The organism is Emticicia sp., from assembly GCF_043780375.1.
Taxonomy (GTDB): domain Bacteria; phylum Bacteroidota; class Bacteroidia; order Cytophagales; family Spirosomataceae; genus Emticicia.
Map to the genome: position 1 here is coordinate 14,088 of NZ_JAYWCU010000166.1, position 13,755 is coordinate 27,842.

The window sequence follows — 13,755 nt, forward strand, 5'->3', positions numbered from 1 at the left end:
GTTTTATCTAAAAAACAAGGCATTTTTTATTTTAAATGATAAACTTAATTCATCGACTTTACTGAACCAGCACCTGATGTGCTTGATGTAACCGATGCACCACCTTTATAGCGTACGCTGCTTGCTCCGCTTGCTTCAACTACAATTTTGCTGGTTACATAAACCTTCGCATCACTTGCACCAGAGGCATCAATGTTAGCATTTGCCACTTTGAAGTCTAAAGCATTAATGTTTGAGGCTCCAGAAATCTCAACGTTCAATGCTTGCCCATCACCAGTAATTTTTAGTCCCGATGCACCAGAACAATCTAATGAAAGCTTTTTGGCATTGACATTAAAAGTAGCACTCGAAGCACCAGAAACCTGAATAGCGAGCTTTTCACTACTAAAACCCGATACATTAGACTTCGATGCTCCCGAAAATTCAACACCTGTCAATTTGGGCATTGTAATAGTAACATATACTTCTTTATGGTTTTTCCAACCACTCCAGTTTGAGGGGTAATGGAGGTCTAATGTGTTATCTGACACTTTCGCCATAACTTCTTTCACATCTTGCTCACGTCCACGAACATCAACCTTGAAATCATTTCCCTGAGTAACGGTGATAATAAAAGAGCTTCCTATATCTAATTTATCAAAACCGCTTACATTAAATGTTCTTTTGAGGTCTTGAGCAAAGCTACCTACTGAAATGAAGGATAATAAAAAAACTAAATTTTTCATATTTCTGAATTGGTTTGTATTTACTCATCAGATGTGAATAATAGGTAGAATGTTGCATGAATATAGTAAAATATTTTCTATAACAAAAAAGGTTGCTCGTTTGAACGAACAACCTTTTGGTCAATTGACTAATTGTCAAGTGATTATTTTTCTAAAATCATTTTTTGAACCAATGCTTTATTTCCTTCTCTTATTGCACGTACTGTAAGTTCAGTAGCAGGTAATGTGTCTGGTAAAGTATATGCTTTACGGAGGTCTTTAACCAAACCTTCTTTGTGCATAATCGTTGTACCATCTTGGTTAGTAATATCTACTGTAATCATTTCATTGTCGTTCATTCCGCCCAATTTTAAGAAAAATTCTCCTTGAGTTGGATTAGGATATACTCCAATTTCGGCTTTGATATTACGGCTTCTTGCTAAAGTAAATAACGTTCCGTTTTTCAAATCAGTTATTGCCGAAAGTTTTGAGTCTTCCAACACGTCCCAAGTGCCTCTTTTCAAGTATGCAATATCTTCAAGACCTGATTGCGAGTTTACTGAAAGTTGAGCTGAGCCCTTTACTGATTCTGATTTCAGTGACCAGTATTCGTTTTCGTTGATTGTCTCAACGTTTTCCGAAACTTGACCAGAAATATTTAGGGGACTTTTGTATAAATATGCAGCAGTAAGCACTTGACTCTCTGAATTTCTTGCAACGCTAAATGCACGGAAGTTTGTGCCATCGCCCAATGGAAATTCAAAAGCTTCATTGCCTTCTCTTTTAACTACACCTCTTACATGTGAAAAATCAGAAGCTCCGCTGTGTTTTGCACCGTCAGCAAAAATCAAAGGATTGATTGCAGAAGATTCAATTACGCCACGACGGAAAGAAAGTGAACCGTTGATACGAACGGGTGTTTCGAGTTTTACGTCGTTGTCTAATTGCAATTGATTGAACGAAAGTTCTTTTTCACTTTTGATGAGTTGTGGACCATTACCATCAAAAACAGCGATACCTGGTGAATTAACTACACTTAGATTATCAAAGTTTTTTTGGAAATGTACTTTCCCATTGTTTGTGAGTTTTCCCTCGTTTACTACGTTCGTATTGAAACTTACGACTGCACCTTCGCTAACGAAGAAGTCTGTATTGTTTACAAACTGTGCATGAGCTTGACTTGCCAAAAGGCAAACACCAAGTGAGTAAATAATTTTTTTCATATAATGCTATTTTATCTGATTTCTGATGATAAAGGTAAAGAGTTGTTTTCAGAAGAAAAAATATTCTTGCTAAATTTTATTTAATGGTCATTAACTAATTTCAACAAAAAATAAATGCTTTTTTCAAAAGGTTTTTTTGTACTTTACTGGTATAAATATGAGCAATTATCATTCCATAAGCAAATATACTAAGATTTAAGTTCTTGAAACTAGCTACTATTAGCAAAAATACACTAAAATAACAACCAAATTGTTTTTTTAGTGTAAATATAAGCATTTGGCACGGTTACAAAGACTGCCAAATGTTTGGTGCCGAGTTCTGAATATGGTTTGCTTTAGCCGTTTAAGTGTTGATTTTTCTTTTAGTATAAATTAGGAAATAGTCAAAACTAAGCCCTTAAAACGTTATTAGTATAATTTCACTCGATTGGCTAAAAATGCCCAAATAATTGCTAAAACAGCTACTAACGAAAAAGCAAAAGGTAAATTGACGCTTTTAGAAATAAAACCAATAATAACTGGCCCAGCCAAAAAACCAGCCATGCTAAAAGTATTCATTGTTGCTAAACCAGCACCTTTTGCCATGCCAGGTACTCGTGCGGCACTGCCATAAAGAATGGGAGCTGCACACGATACGCCAGCTCCCACCATTGTAAAGCCAATAATTGTAGTAATAGTGTAAGGTAAGAAAATAGCCATCAAAATACCTAAAGCTACAATGACTCCTCCTGCACGAATAATATTATTTCCACCAAATCGAGGAATGAGGGCATCGCCTAAAAAACGACCCAATGCCATAAACATTGAGTAGCCAGCTAAACCCCAGCCTATAAAGTAAGCATCTGTCTGCACTATATCTTTCATATATACTGCTGTCCAGTCTGCCATTGTGCCTTCGGTTACATTGGTACAAAGGCTTATCAAAATCATGAGCAGCAAAGCACCTTTTGGAAGAATGAATTTTGCTCCGCCACTTTCAGTGATTTTTTCTTCGTGAATACTCAAAATCGTTGGTCGAAGTAGAAAAACTAAAATGATAATAATAAAGCCTATTGCACCCATCTGATAAGTTGGGAGAATCTGCATCCCTTGTAAAATACTGGCGGCAATCGAGCCAAACATTAACCCTGCACTAAACATTCCGTGGCAGGTAGACATAATATTGATTTTGTATTGGTGTTCGAGGCTTGTTACGCACGTGTTCATAGCCACATTCGTAACCGACAAGCACATTCCTACTATAATTAAACCCAGCACAACCAAAGGCAAATAACTGATACTCACAGGAATTACATAAGTTGCTGCCAAAAGTATCAAACCCACCACAGTTGTATTTCGCATACCAAAGCGGTTGATAAAATAAGTAGAAAATGGATTCATGGAAGTTGCTCCTAAAGGCAAACTCAAAAGTAAAAGACCTAATTGTGCATCGTTCAGCTCAAATTTTTGCTTAATAAATGGAATCAAAGTCGCCCAATTGCCAAATAAAAAGCCAACTGAAATAAAAACCATTCCAACAGCGAGGCTTTGGCGATGGGTAAAAAAAGTACGTAAGTGTGTTAACATTAGTTTGTAATTTCAATTCGGTTTTGTTCGGGGTCGAGGATTACACTTTCGTAATAACCATCGCCTGTCCATCTTGGTTGTCCTATGATTTCATAGCCATCATTAGCTATTTTTTCTGTCAAATTAGCTACTTGTTCTTCATTGCCTACTGAAATAGCGAAGTGAATAAGCCCCATATATTGTTGGGAAACATCATTTTTTGAGTCAGGAATATTTGGCATTTGCATGAGTTCGAGCCTTGCTCCCGAATCGAAAGAAATGAAGTAAGACTCAAAGTCTTTTTTCTCGTTACGGTATTTTTCGTTTGATTTTCCATTAAAATATTTTTCATAGAAAACCCGCATTTTCTCAAGGTCTTTTACCCAAATAGCAATGTGTTCGATTTTCATGATTCAAATAAATCTTTGATTTTCTGATAGCTAAGTTCTTGATAATCAGTAATATAAGCATCACAAACGGGGAGTTCTTCTATTTTGTAAGTTGATAATACACCAACAACTTTTGCTCCTGCTACTTTTCCTGCTGTTATGCCCGAAAAAGAATCTTCAAAAACTACACATCTATTTGGTGTAATATCTAAGTTTGATGCAGATTTTAGATACACTTCAGGGCTTGGTTTGTGTGTGCTTACGTCTTCACTGGCGAGCAATGATTGCATTTTGTCACGAAGTGGTAGTTTGCTCAAAATCAGCTCCATATTTAAGTAAGGAGCCGAAGTAGCGATGCCCGTTTTTACGCCGTTGGCTTTCAAATCTTCGATAAATTCTATTAATCCTGCAATGGGCTTAACATTAGCCTCGTAGATTTCTCTAAATAATGCCTCTTTTTCAAATTCCATTTGGGCAAATTCTTCGCCTACAATTTCTCTTTTGAAGAAATGCTTTAGAATATAGCTATTACTTTTTCCGTACATGTGTGCGATAAATTCTTCCTCACTTGACCCGATGCCAAATTTGTCTAAAAAGGCTTTCCAAGCCAATGAGTGGTAGGGGTTGGTGTCGCAAATGACACCATCCATGTCAAAAACTACTGCGAATGATATTTCCAATGGGTAAGTTTTTTTTACAAAAGTACGGCTTTTCAAGGCTTGATTCTATCTTTTCATTTACTAAAAATGATACTCAATTGATAGATTTTGTTTTAAAAAACTTATTTTTGCTTTAGATTGCCATTGTTTACAGCAAAAAACAAAATCTCCCATGCCTTATAAAACCTGTTTTTCCTTGAATCATTTCATTCTAAAAGCAAAGCTTTTCTTGCTATCGGCTCTTTTTACTTGCGTGTTTTGCTTTACAACTTTTGCCCAAACGAGTGGTGTTCCGTTTAGTGTTTCTTTCCCTACAAACAGAGTAGTTTTTCAGCGAAACAATGAAAATTTTGGTTTTGTAAACATCATCGGAAATTATACTCAAACCTTAAACAAAATAGAAGCTCGACTCACACCCATAGTAGTTGGACAAGGTGTGGCAACCGATTGGATTTTGGTGCAAGAAAATCTTAAAGCAGGGTATTTTGCAGGCAAGATAAAAGCAGCAGGAGGCTGGTATAAATTAGAGATTAGAGGTATAAAAGGCGGGGCTATTTTGAAAACTATTACGATTGATAAAGTAGGGGTAGGCGAAGTTTTTATCGCTTTGGGTCAGTCTAATGCACAAGGTTTAGCTGAATCTGGAGCAAAAGGAGCAACTGATGATAGAGTAAATACGGTGAATTTTTTTAATGATAATGGCACTCTTTCCGAAAACTTTAGTTTTGTGCAATTGAGTCAAAATGTAGATATTGCTCCGCATGGAACGGGGCCGTGGTGTTATGGCGAATTAGGTGACAAACTGGCAAAAAGATTAAATGTACCAATTATGTTTTTTAATGCGGGTTTTTTAGCTGTTTCGGTTATTAACTGGCGAGAAAGTGCAGAGGGGCAGCCAACCTATAATTTTGTTTTGGACGTAGGTGGACGCTTTCAATATAATTTTGGACTACCTTACTCAAACCTTCGAAATACGCTTAATTATTATGGCTCTTTGCTGGGTGTACGTTCATTACTTTGGATTCAAGGTGAAACTGATAATTCGCCAAATAAATTATCGGCTGTGGTTTATTCATCAAATTTGCAGAAGGTTATTGATATTTCTCGAAACGATTTTGATGCTAACTTAACTTGGATGGTTGCACGAACTTCACTCACCTATTTATCCCCATCGAATCCCGAAATTATTGGTGGACAAAACAGAGTGATAAATAAAGCAGGAAACAATGTATTTGCTGGTCCTTTTACAGATAATTTGCAAATACCAAGACCCGATAATGTGCATTTCAAAAATGTTTCATCCAATAACATGGGGCTTTCGTTGCTTGCTGAAAATTGGGATAAATTTCTTGATAATAATTTCTTTCAAAATTCTAAGCCTGTATTGGCTAAAACAATTATTGAACCCGAGATTTTGTGCGATGCTGATAATCTGTGTGTACTGAAAGTATCAGATACTTTCAAAGGTATTGAATGGTCGAATGGCTCAAAAAGTAGCTTGATTATAGTTGGGAAAGGAGCATATTCGGTAACTCTTAAAGATTTACAAGGCAATAAATATTTAAGCCCTACCATCAATACTAATTTGATTTACCCACAAACAAAACCTACTATTAGCAATGATACGAATTTAGAGTTTTGTACTGATGGAACAACAAAAATAGCACTGACTGCCGATGGGCAAGAGTTTAAAACCTTTCAGTGGAGTTCGGGCGAAACAACTCAAAAAATTATGGTCGGAAATTCAGGCGAATTTACTGTAAAAGCTAAGAATGAATTTGGCTGTGTTTCGCTTGTTTCTGATAAAGTTTTAGTAACGGCAAAACCTATTCCTACTCAACCCAAAATTACAGTTTCACCTGCTAATAATGTTTGTGAAGGGCAAAATATTACGCTTTCAACCGATAGTAATGACAAAATATTATGGAACAATAATGCCACCACAAAAGCGATTCAGTTTGATAAAGCTGGTAATTATGAGATTTCTTTAAAAGTAACCAATGACTTTGGTTGTGTTTCTTCGACTTCAACTTTGCAAAAACTAAGTATCAATCCAACTCCCAAACAACCAACAGTAATACAATTTGGTGTTTTCTCTTTGCAGGCTACAAGCGGCGATTTTCTGGCGAAAGACCAATTTGAATGGAAAAGAGAAAATACGGTTTTCTCAACAACCAGCACCCCTTTACTGAGAGCCACTCAGTCAGGAGCTTATAAGGTTTCTGTTATGAGGAAATATCAAGTAGGTGATAGCCAGTTACTAACTTGTCAATCAAAAGCATCTAACACTGTTTTTTTTCAACTACTAAATAATTTTGTTTCGATTTACCCCAATCCTGCAACCGAGCTTATTTATTTGGAAACAAAAGAAGCGATGAAGAACCTCGAAGTGAAATTTTATACGCCCTCAGGAAAGCAAATATATAAATTCCGCTTAAATGATACCTCCGAACGCACTGAAATTGATTTGAGAAGTTTAGAAAAAGGAGTTTATATAATAAAAATCAAAGGCGATAGTTTTGAAGAATCTAAACGCTTAATAATACAGTCAAAATAAAGAAACTATATAGCCAATAAATTGGTTAAAAGAGTTCGAGTTTATTCTAAAAAACTGAATGAATAATATCCAAGAAGCAACGGGCTGTGTTCCGCATAATATTAAGTATCCCGAAGTTGAAACGCTTGACCCTAAGCACTATATTATCATCAAAGGGGCGAAAGTAAATAATCTCAAAAACATTGATGTAGCTATTCCTCGCAATAAATTAGTTGTTATTACAGGGCTTTCGGGTAGTGGAAAATCATCATTGGCTTTTGATACACTTTTTGCCGAAGGCCAACGAATGTACGTTGAAAGTTTGAGTTCTTATGCTCGTCAGTTTTTGGGAAGGATGGAAAAACCCGATGTTGATTATATCAAAGGTGTTTCTCCAGCCATTGCCATCGAACAAAAAGTAGCTACCAAAAACCCTCGTTCAACGGTTGGTACTACAACTGAGATTTACGATTATTTCAAATTACTTTTTGCTCGTGCAGGAATCACCTATTCACCAGTTTCGGGCAAAGAAGTCAAAAAAGATACTGTTACAGATGTCGTAAATTTCATTCTTTCGCACGATGAAGGTATTCGAATAATGATACTGACACCTTTTAAAGTAAAAGAAGACAGAGAAATAGAAAAAGAATTAGAGCTACTGCTTCATAAAGGTTATACTCGCATTGCGGTTGATGGCGAAGTAAAGCAAATTGAAGAAATTCTGAGCGAAAAAATAAAACTTTCGGACAAACAAAGATTAGAAATTCTGATAGACCGAAACGTTGTAAAACATGATGATGAAGATACTCAATTTCGTTTTTCTGACTCGGTGCAAACTGCTTTTTTTGAGGGAGAAGGTGAATGTGTTGTTGATATCGTTTCTACGAATGAAATAGGAGAGAAGCAGACAAATCGTAAAATTTTTTCTGATAAATTTGAATTAGACGGCATTGTTTTTGAAGAACCAAGTGTCAATTTATTTACCTTTAATAATCCTTACGGAGCTTGTAAACGCTGCGAAGGTTACGGAAAAGTTTTAGGAATTGATCCAGAATTAGTGATTCCTGACAAAAATTTATCGGTATTTGAAGGAGCAATTGCCCCATGGCGAACCGATCGTATGAGCGAGTGGCTCGCACCTTTACTTCGTAATGGTATTCGTTTCGACTACCCAATTCATCGTGCTTACAAAGATCTTACTAAACAACAACAGCACTTGCTCTGGACAGGAAATGAATTCTTTCAAGGGCTGGATGCTTTTTTTGTTGATATTGAAAGCCAAGTATATAAAGTTCAGTACCGAGTGATGCTCTCTCGTTACCGTGGCCGTACCGACTGTCCCGATTGTCGAGGCTCACGTTTACGTAAAGATGCAAGCTTTGTAAAAGTAGGTGGAGCATCAATTACAGACTTGGTTTTGATGCCAATGTCAGATGTAATAAATTTCTTTAAAACTTTACAACTGCCTGATTATCAACAAGCTGTGTCGAAACGGATTTTGATCGAAATAAATACTCGCCTCGAATACATGGAGCGAGTTGGTTTAGGCTATTTGACTTTAAATCGGCTTACTTCGAGTCTTTCGGGTGGTGAATTTCAACGCATAAAATTAGCAACATCACTCGGAAGTGCCTTAGTTGGTTCAATGTATATTCTCGATGAGCCAAGTATTGGACTTCACCCAAGAGATACTCAACGTTTAGTGAGTGTATTGGAATCGCTGCGAGACATGGGAAATACGGTGATAGTAGTTGAACACGAAGAAGAAGTAATGCGTGCCGCAAACCAAATTATAGATATTGGTCCCGATGCGGGTACACTTGGAGGAGAGCTGGTTTTTCAGGGAAATTGGGAGGATATTAATAAAACAACTCCCCTATCAGGGGTGGGAGGAGTGGTTTCTCACACTATCAATTTTTTAACAGGAAAAGACCAAATTCATGTACCAACGCAACGACGAAAACCAATAGATTTTGTCGAAATAAAAGGAGCAAGAGAAAATAACTTAAAAGAATTGGACGTAAAATTTCCTTTGGGTGTGCTTACGGTCGTTACAGGCGTGAGTGGCTCAGGAAAATCGACTTTAGTTCGTAAAATTTTGTTTCCAGCCATTGCTCGCTTGAAAGGAGAATATAGCGAAGAAGCAGGAAAATATTCGGGCTTGATTGGTTCGCTCGACCGCATCACACAAGTCGAAATGATTGACCAAAATCCAATCGGAAAATCGTCTCGCTCGAACCCTGTTACGTACATCAAAGCCTATGATTATATTCGCCAAATGATGGCTGAACAACAACTCTCAAAAGCACGAGATTACAAACCAGCTTTCTTCTCATTCAACGTTGATGGCGGTCGTTGCGAAGCTTGTCAAGGTGAAGGAGAGCAGACAATTGAGATGCAATTTATGGCAGATGTACGCCTAAAATGCGAAAGTTGTGGCGGAAAAAGATTCAAACAAGAGATTTTGGAAGTCAAATACAATGAAAAAGACATTTCTGATATTCTCGCAATGACGGTTGATGAAGCAATTGAGTTTTTTAGCAAAAGTGAGCCAAAATTAGCCGACAAACTTCGCCCACTTCAAGATGTAGGACTCGGATATATTCGCTTAGGACAATCATCAAGCACACTTTCGGGCGGCGAAGCTCAACGTGTAAAATTGGCGTTTTTCTTGAGTAAAGGCAATGCCGATAAAGGCAAAACACTCTTTGTTTTTGATGAACCAACTACTGGCTTGCATTTCCATGACATCAAGAAATTGCTCAAAGCCATCAATGCTTTAGTTGACCAAGGCGATTCGGTTATTATCATTGAACACAACATGGAAATCATCAAATCGGCAGATTGGATAATAGATTTAGGCCCTGAAGGTGGCGAAAAAGGCGGTTATTTGACTTTTGAAGGCACGCCCGAAGAAATGATAAAACTCGAAGGAAACTATACGGCAGATTTTTTGAAAGTGAAGGTTTAAACCATGAAACACTTTTGGGTCATATTCAAGCTAATGTTGCTCTTGGTTTTTGCTCTTCGATTGTTAAAATCTAATCGAAAAGTAACTAAAAATGAGCATGACTCCAATTGTGGATTTTTCAATTTATTTCAAAAAAAAGTGTTTTCTGAGAAAATCCAAATTGAGTTTGAAAGTGCTACGCCAGACTTACAATTAAAAGAAATTTTTCGTAAGAATATTCGTCCAAAAGAAGAAAACTGGAAGCAAAATGGAAGTCTTTACGACGATTTTTTTGCTTCTTTAAGTATAGAAGAAAGACTCATTTATATCGCCATAATTTTCGATAAAAACTTTCAAAAAGGCAGCATTTTTCATTTTCTGTGGCATAAAACCGAATGGATAATTGCATTTGGACAGTCATTGAAATACATTCAAGCAAAAGGCTTTTATGCTCATTATCAACAAGTTATGCTTGAAATAACGGGTTTTGACTTAGAAACGATTGCTACCGAAAATAACGATTTCTTTCCTCTCGACCTTCACCCCGACGGCAGCCAAGTATTTGATTCAGTAAAGCGTTTCGACAAAGAATTTGACCGAAATATATTTTATCAACTAATAATTTCGTTTACTTTTGAGAAACAAACCTGAGTTGCACTTTACTGCTAATAATAATGACGCTATTTTACCGCCAAAACTTTTGCTTAATCTTCTTTTTTTTCTTTATAATTTCTTCTATTTCTGCTCAAACATTTTCAGTTTCGGGCGTAGTGCGAGATGCTAAAACAGCTGAGGTCGTGCCTTTTGCTAATGTATTTATCGCCAACACAACCAAAGGCACAACAACTAACGAAAAAGGCGAATATACACTCACAAAAATCCCCTTCGGTACGGTCGTTATTTCGGTTTCGATGCTCGGTTACGCTCCCGCACGGCAGACTATTCGTGAAGAAAATGTAACAATAAAAGAAATAGACTTTACACTCAATCCAAATGAGCAGGAACTAAGCGAAGTGAAGGTTTCGAGTAGTCGAGATAAAACTTGGGAAAAACAATTTCAACGTTTTTCTAAGGCTATTTTAGGTGAAACTCCGTTAGCAAAATCTTGTACGATTAAAGATAGCTATCTCATTGATTTTGAGGAGATTAAAGGTATTTTAAAGGCAACAACTACTCGGCCAATCGAACTCGAAAACTTGGCTTTGGGCTACCGTGTTTTTTTTACGTTGACTAGTTTTTTGTTATCAAATGATGAAATTCAATACCAAGGTTATGCACGTTTTGAGGAGTTGAAACCTGTCAGCGAAAAAGAGCAAAAAAACTGGATTATAAATAAAAAAATGGCTTTTGAAGGCTCTGACCGACATTTGTTTTGGTCATTGGCAAATCAAAAATTGAAGGCAGAAGGCTACGAGGCTTTTGTTGATGCTGTTGGCTTTAATCCAGCTAATCGTTTGGGCAATTTTTATGGACAATTGGGAAAAAGTATCTTGTCGATTAGCTTAGATTCTCTCATCAAAAAAGGGAGAATTGCTAACGAATTCCGCATAAAACTCCCGAAACGCATCGAATTGCATTTTGCGAGTCCGTATTTCAATGGGCAGTTTTATCGAGATGATAACCGTATGATTTCGTGGGTAGAAGCCTCCAAGGATTTAGATTTTAACGACAATGGCGTTATCCAAAATCCTAAAGATTTGGTCGTTTCAGGCTTTATGAGCAACAAACGTTTGGCAGAAATGCTACCACTTGATTATTTGCCAAGCGAAACTACTCAGCGAGAAATTCCACAAACCAAAACCAATATAGAACTTGATTCTACAACGCAAAAAAGTGTTTGGCGTTTGCAAGAACAAGTACAGCTTTCGACTAATAAATCTTATTATCATGCAAACGAAAATCTGTGGTTTTCGGGAAAAATGCTCTATGCTGATGTCTCGATGAGCGATTCGATTAGTAAAGTAGTTTATGTGGAATGGATAAATCCACAAAATGAGTTGATTAGCCGCCAGAAGTACCGTGTAGATTCATTGCATTTTCAAGGGATGCTGAATCTTCCCTCCAATCTTTTGTTAGGAAATTATCGTCTTCGAGCATACACGAAATGGATGCTAAACTTTGGTGATTCGACCATTTTTGAGCATATTGTGCCAGTTATTTCACCAAAACAGTACATTGCGGAACGCCGCCCGTTAGATAAAAACAATGTTACAAACAATTCTTCAATAAAACTTATTACCGACAAAAAAACGTATCAATCACGAGAAAAAATAATAGTTCAGATTGAAGGACTCAAAGCTGAAAATTTAATTGTTTCGGTAACCGATTCGATGGTAATTCGCCGAGTAAAATCTTTGGAAACAAAAGCAAAATCATTTCTTTCGGTATCAAGTTTCAAAATTCTTCCTGCTTTTAAGTATTTAGCCGAAACGGGTTTGACTCTTTCTGGAAAAGTTTTAGACAAAAATAAAAAACCTACATTAGCCAATTTGGTTTTTTATTTTGGAAAAGCACAATATACTGTAACAGCTCAAACAGACACCGAAGGGAGATTTTCAGTTTCGGGCATTCAACTAAGTGATACCACCGATATTAATTACCAAGCAACTGACTTGAAAGGGCGTTTATTAAATAAAATATTATTTGATATTGAAGAATTTCCAATCATAAAATCGTCAGTCACGGCACTTTCTTTTGAAATAAAAGACTTGAATGAAACAGTTTTCATAGAAAAAGATATTGATTTACCAAAAGATGCTATTCATCTTGATGAGGTGAGTATAAGAACCAAAAGAACAGAAAAGCAATTTGTGAGTAAACCTATTTATGGAAATCCTGATTTCACGGTTTATGCCAAAGACATGGGCCCAGCATTGATCGGGATGAACCCAGTTTTGGCTCTGCAGGGAAAAGTACCAGGTGTTCAGATTACTTATGCCGATGGGAGAATAAAAGTAAGAATACGGGGTGGACAAAATTCAATAGAGGGCGATTCTGCACCATTGTATTTAATTGATGGTTTTCCTGTTGAAGACGTAAATTCGTTGTTGAGTGTTAATTTTGATAACATCGACCGCATCGAAGTGTTAAAAACTTCTCGTGCCATGTTTGGCTCACGCGGAGCAAATGGTGTGATTGCGATTTATACAAAATCGTCAGTATCAAAACCGTCCGAAAGAAATATTGCTGGGCTGAAAGCAAGTGCAAAACAACTGACAATAATTGGTTTTCAAGAAGTAAAACCATTTTTTAGTCCAAATTACGGAACTGCACAAGTGAAAGAATCAAGCAAGCCTGACATGAGAACTACTATTTTTTGGCAACCTAAACTTTCTAAGAATACCTTCTCTTTTCATGCTGCTGATAATGCAGGAGTTTACAGGATTTTAGTAAAAAATGGCAATGAAACTTCAGAGGTTTTCGTGGAAGTGAAAAGGTAAAACAAAATCACAACAAAACCACCCTTTTGAGGTGGTTTTGTTGTGATTTTTATAACTCTTTCATTATTTTTTGAATTTTGTCATTTTTTAGTGTTATAAACAAGGGAAAACTTCTTGTTATTTTTCTGATAGAATCGTGTGGAATAGGTACTGTCTTAAAAATAGGTTTTAAATCTATCAAATATTGTTTTACAAATTTCTCTGGTATTTTATAATGTACCCCAAAATTTAGACAGGCAAGATAATTGAGTAATCACTGTCTAAACATTCAAAACAATGAGTAAAAACAAGCGTCGGAATTTCAGTTCT

Annotated in this window: 9 protein-coding genes; 4 read left to right on the forward strand and 5 right to left on the reverse strand. The window is 36.5% G+C overall.

Features of this window, described 5'->3' with window-relative positions; genetic code table 11:
- Positions 1 to 44 precede the first annotated feature (44 nt).
- The 5 genes from ACH2CJ_RS13200 to ACH2CJ_RS13220 form a co-directional block, all read right to left on the reverse strand.
- The gene (locus ACH2CJ_RS13200) at positions 45 to 725 is read right to left on the reverse strand and encodes a head GIN domain-containing protein (RefSeq protein ID WP_394993319.1); all 681 of its coding nucleotides are present in this window, start codon (positions 723 to 725) and stop codon (positions 45 to 47) included.
- A 143-nt stretch (positions 726 to 868) separates the two neighbouring features.
- Complete coding sequence (locus tag ACH2CJ_RS13205) at positions 869 to 1,927, reverse strand: hypothetical protein (protein ID WP_394993320.1); 1,059 nt, start codon at positions 1,925 to 1,927, stop codon at positions 869 to 871.
- A gap of 408 nt (positions 1,928 to 2,335) precedes the next feature.
- Entirely contained in the window at positions 2,336 to 3,493 is a 1,158-nt protein-coding gene (locus tag ACH2CJ_RS13210; RefSeq protein ID WP_394993322.1) for an MFS transporter, read from the reverse strand.
- Positions 3,493 to 3,882: a VOC family protein gene (locus ACH2CJ_RS13215; protein ID WP_394993323.1), complete on the reverse strand. Its 390-nt coding sequence runs from the start codon at positions 3,880 to 3,882 to the stop codon at positions 3,493 to 3,495. Before ACH2CJ_RS13215 ends, ACH2CJ_RS13210 begins: the two co-directional genes overlap by 1 nt.
- Positions 3,879 to 4,541 (reverse strand): HAD family hydrolase, encoded by a 663-nt coding sequence (locus ACH2CJ_RS13220; RefSeq protein WP_394993325.1) that lies wholly within the window; start codon positions 4,539 to 4,541, stop codon positions 3,879 to 3,881. The genes ACH2CJ_RS13215 and ACH2CJ_RS13220 overlap by 4 nt, the downstream gene beginning before the upstream one ends.
- Positions 4,542 to 4,716: 175 nt before the next feature.
- Here ACH2CJ_RS13220 and ACH2CJ_RS13225 point away from each other — a divergent pair, with 175 nt between their 5' ends.
- Genes ACH2CJ_RS13225 through ACH2CJ_RS13240 form a run of 4 tightly spaced genes read left to right on the forward strand, consistent with a single transcriptional unit; the run spans position 4,717 to position 13,446 of the window.
- Positions 4,717 to 7,077: a T9SS type A sorting domain-containing protein gene (locus ACH2CJ_RS13225; protein ID WP_394993326.1), complete on the forward strand. Its 2,361-nt coding sequence runs from the start codon at positions 4,717 to 4,719 to the stop codon at positions 7,075 to 7,077.
- 58 nt (positions 7,078 to 7,135) lie between these two features.
- Positions 7,136 to 10,027, forward strand: a complete 2,892-nt coding sequence (uvrA, locus tag ACH2CJ_RS13230) for an excinuclease ABC subunit UvrA (RefSeq protein WP_394993327.1) — start codon at positions 7,136 to 7,138, stop codon at positions 10,025 to 10,027.
- A gap of 3 nt (positions 10,028 to 10,030) precedes the next feature.
- Positions 10,031 to 10,657 carry a hypothetical protein gene (locus ACH2CJ_RS13235; protein WP_394993329.1) on the forward strand — a complete coding sequence of 209 codons (627 nt, stop codon included), beginning with the start codon at positions 10,031 to 10,033 and terminating at the stop codon, positions 10,655 to 10,657.
- Positions 10,658 to 10,680: 23 nt separating this feature from the next.
- Positions 10,681 to 13,446 carry a carboxypeptidase-like regulatory domain-containing protein gene (locus ACH2CJ_RS13240; protein ID WP_394993331.1) on the forward strand — a complete coding sequence of 922 codons (2,766 nt, stop codon included), beginning with the start codon at positions 10,681 to 10,683 and terminating at the stop codon, positions 13,444 to 13,446.
- Positions 13,447 to 13,755 lie beyond the last annotated feature (309 nt).